This is a genomic window from Lactobacillus sp. ESL0701 (genome assembly GCF_029433445.1).
In the GTDB taxonomy this organism is placed as follows: Bacteria; Bacillota; Bacilli; order Lactobacillales; family Lactobacillaceae; genus Lactobacillus.
On record NZ_JAQTIC010000001.1, the window covers coordinates 182984 to 196996 of the forward strand.

Annotated in this window: 11 protein-coding genes; 10 read left to right on the forward strand and 1 reads right to left on the reverse strand. The window is 36.9% G+C overall.

Annotated features, from left to right (window positions below; translation table 11 throughout):
* The first annotated feature begins 775 nt into the window (after positions 1-775).
* The 10 genes from PT281_RS00845 to PT281_RS00890 all read left to right on the forward strand — a co-directional run bounded on the left by PT281_RS00845 (position 776) and on the right by PT281_RS00890 (position 12973).
* On the forward strand, positions 776-2557 hold the full coding sequence (locus tag PT281_RS00845) for an SLAP domain-containing protein (RefSeq protein WP_277151155.1): 1782 nt from the start codon (positions 776-778) through the stop codon (positions 2555-2557).
* Between the two features lie 185 nt (positions 2558-2742).
* Complete coding sequence (locus tag PT281_RS00850; protein ID WP_277151157.1) at positions 2743-4254, forward strand: glycosyltransferase; 1512 nt, start codon at positions 2743-2745, stop codon at positions 4252-4254.
* A gap of 185 nt (positions 4255-4439) precedes the next feature.
* Positions 4440-6371, forward strand: coding sequence for an SLAP domain-containing protein (locus PT281_RS00855; RefSeq protein WP_277151159.1), 1932 nt, complete (start codon positions 4440-4442; stop codon positions 6369-6371).
* Between the two features lie 134 nt (positions 6372-6505).
* Positions 6506-6931, forward strand: coding sequence for a hypothetical protein (locus PT281_RS00860; RefSeq protein ID WP_277151160.1), 426 nt, complete (start codon positions 6506-6508; stop codon positions 6929-6931).
* A 14-nt stretch (positions 6932-6945) separates the two neighbouring features.
* Entirely contained in the window at positions 6946-7803 is an 858-nt protein-coding gene (locus PT281_RS00865) for a hypothetical protein (protein WP_277151162.1), read from the forward strand.
* 118 nt (positions 7804-7921) lie between these two features.
* Entirely contained in the window at positions 7922-8761 is an 840-nt protein-coding gene (locus PT281_RS00870) for a hypothetical protein (protein WP_277151163.1), read from the forward strand.
* 229 nt (positions 8762-8990) lie between these two features.
* Entirely contained in the window at positions 8991-9497 is a 507-nt protein-coding gene (locus tag PT281_RS00875) for a sigma-70 family RNA polymerase sigma factor (RefSeq protein ID WP_277151165.1), read from the forward strand.
* Between the two features lie 108 nt (positions 9498-9605).
* A complete protein-coding gene (locus tag PT281_RS00880) occupies positions 9606-10826 on the forward strand; it encodes a glucosaminidase domain-containing protein (RefSeq protein ID WP_277151167.1) in 1221 nt (406 codons plus the stop codon).
* Positions 10827-10862: 36 nt separating this feature from the next.
* Positions 10863-12002, forward strand: coding sequence for an SLAP domain-containing protein (locus tag PT281_RS00885; RefSeq protein WP_277151169.1), 1140 nt, complete (start codon positions 10863-10865; stop codon positions 12000-12002).
* Between the two features lie 119 nt (positions 12003-12121).
* On the forward strand, positions 12122-12973 hold the full coding sequence (locus PT281_RS00890) for a PfkB family carbohydrate kinase (protein WP_277151171.1): 852 nt from the start codon (positions 12122-12124) through the stop codon (positions 12971-12973).
* 40 nt (positions 12974-13013) lie between these two features.
* Here the strand turns inward: PT281_RS00890 and PT281_RS00895 are convergent, their stop codons facing one another.
* A complete protein-coding gene (locus PT281_RS00895) occupies positions 13014-13979 on the reverse strand; it encodes a Gfo/Idh/MocA family oxidoreductase (RefSeq protein ID WP_277151173.1) in 966 nt (321 codons plus the stop codon).
* Positions 13980-14013: the final 34 nt, after the last annotated feature.

A 14013-nucleotide genomic window follows, 5' to 3' on the forward strand; every position in this document is an offset into this window, starting at 1 on the left:
ATTAAATAAATAATTGATTATTTTTTGAGGAAGTTGTAATCTTTAGTTAACAAAGATTATTTGCCGAAAAAGCTATAATAACAGCACATAAGGACTCAAAATTAATTGACTTCAAAAAATAATACTAACAATTTGCTAAAAATGTATGCGCTATTTAGTAAATAATGCTATAATATACATGGTTATGCTACTCACAAATTTCTTTTCTAGCACTTTTAGGGTGATCACGTCTGAGTAGTAGAACCTTCTCTAACAGTTTATCTTATACACTAACTGCGCGATCATCCAACACACTTTTGAAATACCGTTCGTTAAGAACGGTATTTTTTGTTGAAAAGTATTTTAAAGTTCCTATATAAAAAGTTATTTTCAAATCATTTTGTTATTATTTTGTAAAATTTATGCAAAATTAAAAAATTCTCATGTGAACTTTAAGAAAAAATTATGGTAAATACATTGCTAGATAGGGTTTTATTGCTTGTGAGCAAATTATACTTTCAAAAAGTTAGTGAAAACGTTTATTACAAAAGTGTGTAAAATACTATAACGCCTTGCAATTTCACCCAAAGGTTAGTACAATATGAATCGTGGTAAGTAATAGCTATGCTTCAGGTTTGCAAACCTGTACGCATGCGGGTTCTTCAGTTGGATAAGCTACCTCATAAGAGTTATAAACTTATGATTTTAACTTGAAGAATGTTGTAACAATGTAGGCTCAATGCGACTGAACCTATAGTCTATTACGATTTTGTATATACACAAGGAGGAAGACCACATGAAGAAAAATTATAGAATTGTTAGTGCTGCTGCAGCTGCTTTATTAGCTGTTGCTCCAGTTGCTGCTAGTGCCGTTTCACCAGTATTTGCTGCTGACGCAGGAATTAATGTTCCAGTTCAAGGTAGCGGTTCAACTGCTGTTGAAGGTTCAAGTATTTCAGCTACTTTAAACATTACTAATGCAACTAGCTTAAAAGCCGGAGCAGCTTCAGCTATAAGTGCTAATTTAACTACTAGTGCTGGTACTGGAAAAATTGTTGCTAATGAAAAAGCTCATGTTTACCCAGCTGATAAAGTTGGTACAGATGCTAATGGTGCCATTACTACTACTGGTGATCCAGTTGAAAATCTTGAAGCAGGCAAGTCATATATTGCCGTTATTGATGGTGTAACTATTAGTGGATTGACTGCTAATGCATCTTATACTGTTAATGGAATGTCAAAAACTACTGATACTTATGGTAATATTGCTACTGGCTTTAAAGTTGCCAGTGCCGCATTTACTGTTCAAGACTCAAGTAAAACAGGACACCCATACTTCTTAAATGGTAACAGTACACACAGCACTACAACTGCTAAAGTTCCATTTACTTCTGGATCAAATGATAAGATTGCTACCTTAGCATCATACATCACAACTAATTATCCAATTGCTTCAACTGGTACTACTTCAGTTTCTGCTGAAGCTTACAAATCAGCTGTAGTTTCTGCTATTCAAACTGCTTTGTCAGCAAATGGACTTAAAGTTAATAATTCAGGCGTTATTGATACACCTGCAACTGACTTTACTTTCCCAGTTACTGTAACTTCAGTTAATGGTACTACTGCTACTTTAAATGTAACTGTTAAAGCTAATAATCATGCTAGTGATAAGCTTGCTAATCCAGTTATTTGGTTAAATGGCAAGTCTTACATTGGTCAAAATCAAACTATTGAATTGACTGATGCCAATAAGAAGGACTTTGCTTCAGTTAAAGTTAATGGCACCGTTGATACAGATAAAATTGCTGCTGCATTTACAGTAACTGTTAATGGTCACACAACTAATACCATGCCAGCAAAGGTTGATGCAAGCAAGGTTAACACTAAGGTAGCAGGTGTATATCCTGTAACTGTTAGTGCAACTAATCCTGATGGCTTAACTTCAAGTGTTGACTTCAACTTTATCGTTGGTGATCCAAATGCTGATTACAAGACTGTTCAATCAGACAGCGATATTCCTGTTTACACGATTAGTGGTAACTCAGTAACTAAGACTACAACTACTATTGCAAATGGTACTCAAGTTGCTACTTATGGTCAAGTTACTGTAGATGGTAAGAAGTATGTACGTATTAACAGTGCTGATTCTAACCAATATGTTGAATCACAATATGTTGATGGTACTTTCAAACCTGCAAAACAATCTACTGTAACTGTTATGCACAATGCTTACATTTACGACAAGGACCACAAGCGTGTAGGTACTAAGAAGATTGGTTCATACACTAACACTACTGTTTACGGTGACAAGACTAAGCTTAACGATGGTACTGAAGCTTACCAAGTTGGTGATGGTCAATACATCGATGCTGGTAACGTTGATGGTTACAAGGCAACTTTGAACCACAACTCATACATCTACAAGACTAGCAAGAAACGTGCTAACCACAAGAAGTTATTGAAGGGTTCAACTGTAACTGTTTACGGTTCTTCATTCACTTTCAAGAATGGTCAAAAGTACTACAGAATTGCTAAGGGTCAATACATCAAGGTTGTTAACGCTGATATCGTTAAATAATTGATTATTGCATCTAAGAAAAAAGCGATGGTTTTCCATCGTTTTTTTTGTTATAAATAGTTGTTTTAATTAAATACCAAAAAAGGTTGTAGACTAATCTACAACCTTTTTTGGTGTCTAAATTTAAAAATTATTATGTATAATTAAAGTAAACACAATGTTGTAGTTGATTTAGGTGGAGTTAAATGTATTTTAATGTAACTAATCGAATAGACGTCAAGACTTCAGCAATCGAGTTGGCAGAAGTCAAACGATTAACAATGTTTGATTATCTTAAAAAGGTGAAGCAGTCGGATAAATTTTCTTCTTGCATAGTAGAACTTGATGAAAACTATGCTCATCATGATTTAGAGCAAAAGTTCGGCTTTAAGGATCGCATAATAAATTTGTTTGAATACTTTCAAGGATTAAAACCACAAAGTATTAAGAAAGAAAAAGCATTAATTAATCGTATTTTTTTGCATCAGTCGTATCACTTTAAAAATCGTGATAATTTAGTTGATATCTATGAATCCCAAGATGGCAGAATAACATTGGGTTGTCTTAAAGATCGTGTATATTATGCTGATTATAAAGACAGTTGGGGGTTTTTAGATAGACGAGAATTTTATAAAAATGGCGTATTGTCACATACACATGTTTTTGATGATAAATACCGAGTGGTTTGTAAAGAGTATTATGATAATAATGGCAAACCTAAATTAACGCTGTATTATCGCGGTTCAAGTGACACTGAAACAGTACTGACACTAATTTATTTGGTTACAAATAATGGATTAAAAGTATTTAATTCAATGAACGAATTAATTGCTTACTTTTTTAAGCAGTTGGCAGAACAAAAGCCTAATTCCACTTTTTTATTTGATCGTTCTATTCCAATATTAGATGCAATTCAATTAGAACAAATCCCAGCAAAAAAAATTTTTGTTTTCCATAGTCGCTATAAGGATGAACATGGCAAGATAATGCCAGTTTATCAAAATATTGCTAATCAAATTAAGAATAACAGCCTAGACGAGCTAATTGTATCAACTAATAAAGAAAAGGCCGATATTGTTAAACTAGCTAAGATTGCCTCAACCAAAATTAATGTTATACCAGTTACATATATAGAAGATGTTGTGCCCAAGGATTATGCACAGCGAGATAAAAATAAATTGATTTTAGTTTCTCGAGTATCAGAAGAAAAGCGTGTGATTGATGCAATTAGGGCTGTTATTAAGTTGAAAAAGCAATTTCATAACATTTATTTAGATATTTGGGGTTATGGTGACGATTATAATGGCAACCAATACTTGGATGAAGTTAAAGATTTAATAGATAATCAGAATGCAAGTAAATACATTAGATTAAAAGGGTATAGTCATAATTTAACTAAAGAGTATGACACTGCTGCAATTCAACTACTTACTAGCAAATATGAAGGCTTTTCAATGTCTTTATTAGAGGGACAAAGTCATGGTGTGCCAGCAGTTAGCTATGATGTAGAATATGGTCCGTCAGATATCATTGAGCAAAATCGTTCAGGCTTTTTGGTGAAAGCAGGAAGTGTTAACGATTTAGTCAAAAAAATCAGATTGCTGCTAAGTGATCGTGATAAGGCTGCAGAGTTTTCAAAGCAGGCCTATGAAGCTTCTAAGAGATATTCTTTTGGAAAAATTGTAGATAAATGGCTATCTTTAGAAAAAATAAAATAATTTTTTAAGACAAAAAATAACAAGAATTTCTAGAAAAAATATTGTAATATCAAGGCTTTACTTGTCATTGATAGAAAATAAAATAATTAAATATATTAAATTTTAAGAAAGCGCATACTTGATTAAAACTTAATAAGTTATATCATTAAAGTACAAGACTAGTGTTATTACGGAGGTTAGTAAAAGTGAATTTTAATAATAAACGTAAATTACAAAAAGATGTTTCAAAAGCTTTAAAGAGTGGAAAGCTTCATAAAACTGCTCGTAATTTATTAGTAACGACAATTGCTGCCGGTAGTGCTTTAGGTGGTTTAGCATTGGCTTCTAGTGTTAATCCAATTGCTAATAGTGTAGTTGAGGCGAAGACTGTTAAACCAGCTAAAAAAGTTGTAAAAGCACAAGCAGCTATGATCAAGAAGGCAACTGCAACTTACACTAAAAAGGGCAAGAAGGCTGCTGGTAAAAAGCTGAAGAAAGGTAAGACCATTAGCGTTTATGGCACTAAGACCATTAAGGGTAAAACTTACTATAATTTGGGTCATGGGAAATATGTGCCAACAAGTAAAGTAACTTTGGGTCAAACTGTAACTTTGAGCAAGAATTCATATATCTACAACAGCAAAGGTAAGCGTGTAGGTAAGAAAGTTCTGAAGAAGAACAGCAAGGTTACAACGTATGGTACTAAGACCATTAAGGGCAAGTTGTACTACAACCTTGGTAATGGTAAGTATATTGTTGCGGCTAATGTAGTCAGTTCAGTGCCAGCACCTAGTCCTGCGCCAACTACGGCACCTACAACAGCGCCAACAAGTGCTCCTACATCAGCCCCAACAAGTGCCCCAACTACGGCACCAACATCAGCACCGACGACAGCCCCAACAAGTGCGCCAACAAGTGCCCCGACGACAGCTCCAAGTAAGAGTAAGGTTCCTGAAGATGTTGCTGCTGTATCAAAAGCAATATATCCTGGAATGCAAGAAGTTTATCACGGTTTGGATAGCTTGCGTGGAAAATTAACGGGTGCTCAATATACTCAAGTTAGAGCTGATATTGATAAGACTCTCCAAGATATTAAGGGCTTACCAGAAGATATAGATCAAGATCCTTCAGGTTGGTATTCTCAAGTTAAGTCAATTTATCAGGATGTAGTAAAAATTGCTAATGAAACTGCTGGAACAGGTGTTAAAACAGATTTAGTAACTGTTTTGCATGGCTTGGAATCAGTTAATAATAGTCTTGATAATACACAGGTAGCAAATCTTAAGGAAATCTATCGTGCATTTGAAAATTATAGTGGTAATGATAAAACTTTGCTAGAAGTTAAGGATCTAGCTACTAAGATGTATCCTGGAATGCAAGAAACTTACCATGCTTTATCTGGTTTAAGAACAGACCTAAATAGTACTGAATATGCTCAAATTAAGACTTATGTTAAGGATATTTTGGAAAAATCAAAAGCTTTAACGGGTCATGCACATGATGATATCAATAATTTAAATGGAATCTATAATGATACTAAGGATATTGCAGGGATTGCTAAAGGTAAGCATGTTAAGACAGATGTCTTAGATTTGTTTAAAGGACTTGTAACTGTTAGACAAAGTATTGGTGCAAATGACTCACTTCAAACTACTGAACTAAAAGATGTTTATAGTGAGCTAGAAGGGCTAAAAGGTAATTCTGACCCTAACTTGGCTGCAATTGGTGACATTGCTCAATTAGTGCACCCAGATCTATCGAATATTTATCACAGTGTTGAGGCTATCGAAAGTGAAGCTGGAGCTGCAAATATTTCTTCTGCTACGATTGAAGATAAGCTTGATGATATTCTTAAAGTGATTTCGAACTTGCCAAAGGTAGATTCAAGTAATCCAGATACTTCAGATGTAGAAACAGTTCTTTTTAATCACTTATCTGAGCTTTCACAAGCTTACCAAGATTTGCTTGCTATTGTTAAACCTTTTGAAGATTCAGGTATTAAGACCCAACTTTATAACATTTTAGATAGTGTTCAAAGTATGAATGATAAGATGACACCAGATAAGGTTGCTGAACTTAAGTCCATCTATCGTGCTTTAGAGAATAAAGATTATACTTGGCTAAATAATGTAAAATAATTAAATAATATTAACCATATCAAGACAGCGATTTAGTTGCTGCCTTTTTTGGTGGAGAAATTGTGCATACTTATGCGTATAACGTGTATAATTAATCATATAAAGTAATATTTTTAAGTTAGGGGGGATTTACTATGACAATGACAGATTTAGCAAATCAAATAATTTTTGTAGCTAGGCAGAATGATTTGTCTGTGACAAATCTACAATTACAAAAAGTTATGTATTTTGTACTTAAAGATGCCATTAAAAATGATTTATTAGATCAAGAAGTTATTAAAGAAACCTATAATGTTCCTTTTCAGGTATGGAAATATGGACCAGTTGTACGGTCTATCTATGTGCAGTACAGTGTTTATAGCTCTGATCCAATAATTGAAGATGGTGTTGATACTCTAGAACTTGCCCCGTTAAATAATGATATTTTGAGTAGACTTAAAGAAGATCCTTTTGAATTAGTGAATGAGTCACATGAAGAACCATTTTGGCAAAAAAATTCTAAGAAAATCTATCGATGGACTAGTAATGTAGAATACAGTTTAAAAGATGTTGCTGCTTAGTAAATAGGGATAATATGGCTACAAAAGAAGAAGCGATAAATTTTTTAAATTCTGAATATCAACAAACGTATGAAGAATTCATTAAAAAGCTAACATATATGATAAAGCAATATGTTATTGGCAAGTATCAAGTTGGTCCTAGAGATCCAGACCCTGAATTTGAAAAAGATTTTGCTGAGTTGTTTGACACAATAAAAAACATTAAAGTCGAGTTCATACCCTATTCAGAAATTACTAGAGTTATGTATGACAATGAGATAGATATAATTACTTTTGATAGTTTCTTTTTTAAATTTAATTCAGCAATTAGTGATGGTATAAAAAGAGACGTTGGTGATGGTAAGTCTATTAGTAACTGTTATACAAATTTAATAAAAATATCCGAACACCTAAAGTTAGCTGATAAGCAGTTAAGAAAACTGTATATGCGACAAGACAAAGAACTTGAGAAACAAGATCAAGAACTGTCAGAATTACAAAAATCTACAAGTAAAATGAAAAATACTGTCAAAGCAGTTGAGAATATTAAAGCTGCTATTTATTCTGATGTTACTACAATATTAGGAATTTTTGCGGCAATAATCTTCACATTATTTGGTGGCGTTAATATTTTTTCGAAAGCCGTAAAGCAGATTACAACTAAAACTAATTTGTGGCGTGGTGGCATTGTTCTTACTATTTTTGGCATAATTATTTTCTGTTTAATGTCATTCTTGATGGAATCAATTGCGATGATTACTGGCAGGATATCTGCTAATTTTGATAAGCGAAAATATTGTTGGCAGCGTCATCCATTTTGGACAGTCTTGGTGGTTCTAGTAATTATTTTGCTTATTTGTATAATTGGTGGCAAGATAACCCATGCCTTTTAATGGCTAAAGCTTAAAAACTTTGGCTATTTTTTTAATCCACTATTTGAAAGCGATAACATTTTTAGTATAATTGTATCTAGCAAAACAATCTAAAACAACTATTAAGGAGGACAATAATTTGCCTGAAACGACAAATCAAGGTTGGAGATTGCCAACTGCCAAGAAGTACAGCAATTGGTCGAAAGCTAAGCTGCAGGAATGGATAAATTCGCCGGAATTAAGCAAGTACTTAGTTGAGGCTGTCGATTATCAGATAGATGGTAACACACTTGCTATTTACCAATTTCAAAAAGAGCCGCTGCTAGGGAAGTATAAGAGTGTGATTTTTGACTGCCAAAGAGGAATTGTCTTATGCAAAAGCAGCAGTCGCTCGCTGATTAATGCCTTTGCCCAAAATAACTTATTGGGCGGGTTAGAGTTTCAGCGGGAGTTTGCTAATCGTCTTGAGCAAAAGGCACGTTATGTAATTGCAACCGGCAAACGAGCGTACTTCTCCATGCACGGCTACACGACGGGAGATACTGATTGGGTAGCTTTGCACCAGATGGCTAACTTTCATTCACTTGGTAAGTCAGCCATTGTCTTTGATACGGTGATGTGCAATCAGCTGACCTATACCTTCGCCTTTACCGACTGCACGCGCTATATCAGCGCGCAAGTGTACCGCGGGCTGTATTACAATCATGTGCTGTACAAATTAGGCAGTAATCATTTAGAAGCTTCTCTTGGCTGGCAGGTGCGGCACACCCGTGGTAAGTCGCTGCTTGACCAACGGGCATACTTTCATCCGCATCCGGCGTTAACGAAGTTGACACTTAGAGACATCTATCAGGATATCTTGGATAAAAGTCACGCACGTTACGGGCGGTATTTAGCCAGTCTGCTTGAACAGCCATTGGTACAAGACGACCATCACACTGTCTACATTTTGAGTAGGCGACCAAATACGTTATTTTAATGTACTAACACGAACTAATTGATTCGTGTTTTTTTATAACTTTTTGCACCCAAAGGTATAGTGCATTTAGATGATAGCGCTTCATAAATTGCAAATTTTTAATAATTATAAAGCTACATTCATCAATTATTACCGCTTACTTAGTTTGCTTTTTAATCATAGCTGGGTCTTGCTAATCTAATAGTGCACAAGCGCTTGTGACAATATCGAAATTGAGGAAATGTCACACATGAAGATTAGCAAACGAGCTTTTTTAGCTGCATGGGAAAATCAAAAATTAGTTCGGGGCGCGTTAAAAGCCGCCCACGTTAGACAAGACTATACTAATTATGAAGATTTATTGCAGGAAGGGATTTGCATCTATGCTCAAATGTTAGATAAGCAAGGGGAACTCTCTCAAAAAGAAGTTGATCGGCGGAGTTTTCGCAAGATTATCTGGCATACGATTGACCAGTTGCGTAAGGAGCAAAGAACTGCCGAAAGACAGGCTGATTTTGAGCAAGCACAAAATTTAGGCATGATAAGTAACTGGGACAACTACCTGAGTTTAGAAAAAGAAGTCATGCAGATGTCAGAACTAGAGCGACTGTTATTTTTTCACAATCTAGTAGCTGGCGAATCAATTAGCGCCTTAGCCCAAGAAGCATGCGTCACGCGGGTTCAACTGCAACGAGTCAAACGTCAGTTACTAATACACTTACGTCAAGTTTTAGAGGTTCAGATTACTGATTTGTAATAAAATAGTGAACAATATTACTTTTTGACTACAATTAAATGGAAAGTATTGTTTAGTTAGGGTTTGCCCGATACAATAAAGGTATCGATTAAGGAGGACACATACTTTATGAAAAATAAACTAATCACTGGTTTTGCTACCGCGGCTTTATTATCTTCAGCCGTTGTACCAGTTACCAACAACTTAATTGCTGCTTCTCCAGCTAAGGCGGAGAAGGTTAATGCTGCTACAGACAGCCAAAGTGCTTTTTTAAATACTGCTGCAAGTCAAGCACAAAGGGTAGCTAAGAAGTACGGCTTGTACCCGTCAGTGATGATTGCGCAAGCAATCACAGAATCTAACTGGGGTCAGTCAGGTTTGGCAGTTAATGCCAATAACCTATTCGGAATGAAGGCTGATGACAGCTGGACCGGCGATGTCTATACAAGTAAGACACGTGAAGTCGATAAGAACGGTAAAAGTTATTACATCACTGCTAAATTTAGAAAATATTCGAGTTACCAAGGCTCATTTGATGATAATGGCATGAAGTTGCGTGAAGGTGTCAGTTGGCAGCCAGATCGCTATCAGGGTACTTGGCTTGAGAATGCGTCTAGTTATGGTGATGCAACTAAGGCCTTAACTGGAACTTATGCTACTGATCCTAATTACAACACAACTTTGAACCGCCAAATTACTACTTATAATTTGACGCAATATGACCCTAAGATTTCTCATGCTAGTGCTGCTTACACGGTTAAGAAGTCAACCGCAACTTATGCTTGGCCAACCGATCATTCGGTTTCTGCTAAGACCGATTCAGTTAACAAGGGTGATAATGTTACCGTTACTAAGACCATTACTTTTTATAATGGTAAAAAGAGAATGTACGTTTCTGGTAAAGGTTGGGTTAATGGCAGCAGCTTAAACCTCGGTAGTGCTTTGCCGCCAGCTTCCCAAGCACCAAAGGGTGAAACCAAAGTTAATAAGACATTAATGCACAACGCTTATGTTTATACCGACAAATTAACTCGGGTTAAGGGAATGAAGGCTCTTAAATCTGGAACTGAAGGTAAGGTCATTGCTACTTACGGTACTAAGATGATTAATGGCAAGAAGTATTATCGTATTGGTGATAACCAGTATATTGCTGCCGGCAACATTGACGGTAGTATGCGCGTGTTGAAGCATAATGCGTATGTTTACAATGATTATGGCAACCGCGATAATAGCAATAAGGAAAAGAAGGGTACAACCGTAGCTACTTATGGTTCAACCTACACGATTGCCGGGCAGAAGTATTACCGTATTGGCATTCACCAGTATGTCAAAGCCGGTAATTTTAATTAAATTGTAAGCAGTAAAAAATAAGGAATGAAATTTTAGATGAAGATAAAGAAACTAATAACTACTGCCCTTATCGGTGTAGGTTTAGTTACGCCTGTTTTTGGAATGAGTCAAACTGAGTCGGTACAAGCTGCCTCGATTAATTCGCTTGCCAAGCAGAATAGTTATGTGGGTGTGACTTACCTCCACACGATGCTTAAGACAGAGGGGATTAAGTATAATAAGTTTTATGCTAATGGTAATAAAATCAAGTATCGTAATGGTAAGCCTGAAGGCATAGTTATTCATGAGACGGCGACTCCTAATGCGACTGCTTATAACGAAGCCATTTACTTTAATCGTGAATGGATGAATATGTACGCTTATGTTCATGCCTTTGTTGACCACAAGCAAGTTATCCAGATGATGACTCCTAAATACGGTGTCTGGGGTGCGGGCGCGATTGCTAACAGTCGCTTCTTCCAGATTGAATTAGCTGAGGAGAATACACGGGACAACTTTGCTAAGAGTGTGAACAATGATGCGATCTACGCGGCGAAGATTTTGCACCGTTATGATTTAAAGCCAAGCAATGCATCTAATTGTGGTAAGGGAACAATCTGGTCACACCATGCTGTTTCCAAATACTTGGGTGGCACTAACCATACGGACCCTGACGGCTACTTTGCTAAGTGGGGTTACTCAATGGACGATTTTTACTCCTTAGTTAAGTACTACTACAATCTGCAGGGTGCCGATAGTGATGCTGATCTTGATGCTACGGGGGTATCTTCTGCTTCTGGTGCTGCAACTGATACAACTGGGGTTTCACAAGCACCAACTGGTAAGCAAACCTTGATGCACGATGCTTACACTTATAATGAGCAAGGTGAGCGGACTTCGGCAGCTTTGAAGACTGCCGGTACTAAGGTAACCGTTGCTAAGACCAAGACAATTAATGGTAAGAAGTATCTGCAAATTGGTACGAATGAATATGTGATTGCCAGCAACATTATCGGCAAAAAGCGGACGCTAAGTCACAATGCCTATGTTTATGATACGGTTGGTAAAAAGACGTCTAGTCCTAAACTTTACCGTGGCAATAGCGTACGTGTTTACGGCGGTCAAGTTACGATTAACGGTATGACTTACTACCAGATTAATACTAGTGAATTTGTGAAAGCCGCAAATTTTAAATAAAGAAAATCACTTTAGGAACTTCCTAAAGTGATTTTTTAGTTAGTATTAAATTGTAACGGCGTTAATTACGTCATAGTTTATAATGTAAGTAAATTCAAATTACTGAATGAAGTGAAAGAATGAAAGCAGAGCGAAAATTATTATTGGTTGAAGATTACTCAGCAATTGGTGGTATCTCTCTAGCTACGGCAATTAGCGTCATGAGCGCATTGGGGATTAAGTATGGCAGCCTGCCAATGCAGATTTTGTCCACCCAGACTGAAGGCTTTGGCAAGCCGCAAAAGGTTGATTTAGCAGATTTTTCAATGCAAGCATTAGCCCACTGGCAGCAAATTCCTGATCTGAATTTTGCAACATTATTGACTGGGTACCTTGGCAGCCAGAGAACATGTCAGCTCTTGATTGAAAATATCCGCAAGGGTAAGTTCAAGCAAATAATTGTTGATCCAGTGTTAGGTGATAATGGAAAATTGTACCCTGAATTAACTCCAAAAGATGTAGCGATGATGAAGGAGCTAGTGGCGACTGCAACCGTGATTACTCCTAATTTGACGGAACTTGGTTTGTTGTCTGGTTATGAACAAAAATTAACAGCTACTGCTAGTGATGCGGACTTAGCGCGGGCAATAAAGACAGTAATCAGCCAGTCTAATCCTAAATTGCAAGTAGTGGTAACGGGTGTTCGGCGCGGCGAGCAGATTGGCTGCTGCTATCTTAAGCAGGGGCAGTTGCATTATTGTGGTCAAGAATATTTTGCGGGGCATTTTTACGGTGCTGGTGATTTGTTTGCGGCGAGTTTGGCAGGCTTATTCAATTTAGGCTTCACTTTACCTAAGGCAATTGAACTAGCCACCACGGCAACGCATTTAGCAATTGCGGCTAATAAGACGAGCAAGCAGGAAGAATTACGGTATGGGATGGACATCAGCCCAGCTTTAGCATATTTAATTAAGCAAACTATACCAAAATAAAACATCTAGTTAGCCTAATTGGAGGTTAACTAGATGTTGGTTATTGGGCTGATTTAACGGCTCTAGCTAGGACGTTCATGACAGTCATGCTGTGGTTGTATAATTCGTTAGCAGTAGTAACGTCATGATTGTCAATAATGTGGACAAAATCGCTAAATTCACTCGCCATTCTGTGATCGAATTTGTTTAGATTAACATGTTTGGTTTCGCCTGTGCGCAATTCAACGGTGAAGCTATCAATTACGCCGGTGGAACCATCAAAGTAGATTGAACCTTTTTCCCCTTCAATAAAAGAACACGGGGTTACGTAACAGTCCTTGGCTGCTACCAGAGTTGCCTGTTTGTCCGCGTATGTCAGGTTCAAAATGCCGGAAGTGTCAATTCCTTGTTGCATAACTGGGTAATATTGAACGTGGTCGGGCTTACCGAATAAGCCGACGGCAAGGTGGATGTTATAAATGTTCAAATCCTTTAAGGTGCCGCCATCCTTAGCGGGATCAAAGACCGGCTCAATAATCCCCTTTAAGAAATTATCATAACGACTTGAATATTGGGTGTAATTGAGTGCCACAATGTGAACTGGTCCGATTTTAGGCAAGGCGCGCTTAATTGCCTTGTAGTTAGGCAGGTGGATGTTAGTAATCGCCTCAACGATAATTACATGATGTTTATCCGCAATTTGCTTGAGTTCTTGAGCTTGAGTCATTGTTGCCATGTACGGCTTCTCGCAAATCACGTTTTTGCTGGCTTCAAGTGCCTGCTTAACGACTTCGTAATGCAGAGAATTAGGGACTGCCACGTAAACCGTATCGACGTTAGGATCATTACAAAGCTGGGCGTTATCAGTAAAGACCTCCTTGATGCCATATTGCTTGGCTAAATCTTGTGCAATTTGCCTACTTCGCTGAGTAGTTGAAATTGCAGTTAGCTCTAAGTGATCAATTTTATTTGCTGTTGTCAAAAAGTCGTGGACAATCTTGCCGCTGCCGACAATTCCTAATTTCATAGCTAATCCTCCATCTAAAACCTGGTTTTAACTA

Excerpts from the sequence above, each read along its gene's own strand:
- PT281_RS00885 (WP_277151169.1), top strand. The coding sequence starts at position 10,863 with ATGAAGATAAAGAAACTAATAACTACTGCCCTTATCGGTGTAGGTTTA.
- PT281_RS00845 (WP_277151155.1), top strand. The coding sequence starts at position 776 with ATGAAGAAAAATTATAGAATTGTTAGTGCTGCTGCAGCTGCTTTATTA.
- PT281_RS00865 (WP_277151162.1), top strand. The coding sequence starts at position 6,946 with ATGGCTACAAAAGAAGAAGCGATAAATTTTTTAAATTCTGAATATCAA.
- PT281_RS00860 (WP_277151160.1), top strand. The coding sequence starts at position 6,506 with ATGACAATGACAGATTTAGCAAATCAAATAATTTTTGTAGCTAGGCAG.
- PT281_RS00880 (WP_277151167.1), top strand. The coding sequence starts at position 9,606 with ATGAAAAATAAACTAATCACTGGTTTTGCTACCGCGGCTTTATTATCT.
- PT281_RS00850 (WP_277151157.1), top strand. The coding sequence starts at position 2,743 with ATGTATTTTAATGTAACTAATCGAATAGACGTCAAGACTTCAGCAATC.
- PT281_RS00890 (WP_277151171.1), top strand. The coding sequence starts at position 12,122 with ATGAAAGCAGAGCGAAAATTATTATTGGTTGAAGATTACTCAGCAATT.
- PT281_RS00895 (WP_277151173.1), bottom strand. The coding sequence starts at position 13,979 with ATGAAATTAGGAATTGTCGGCAGCGGCAAGATTGTCCACGACTTTTTG.
- PT281_RS00875 (WP_277151165.1), top strand. The coding sequence starts at position 8,991 with ATGAAGATTAGCAAACGAGCTTTTTTAGCTGCATGGGAAAATCAAAAA.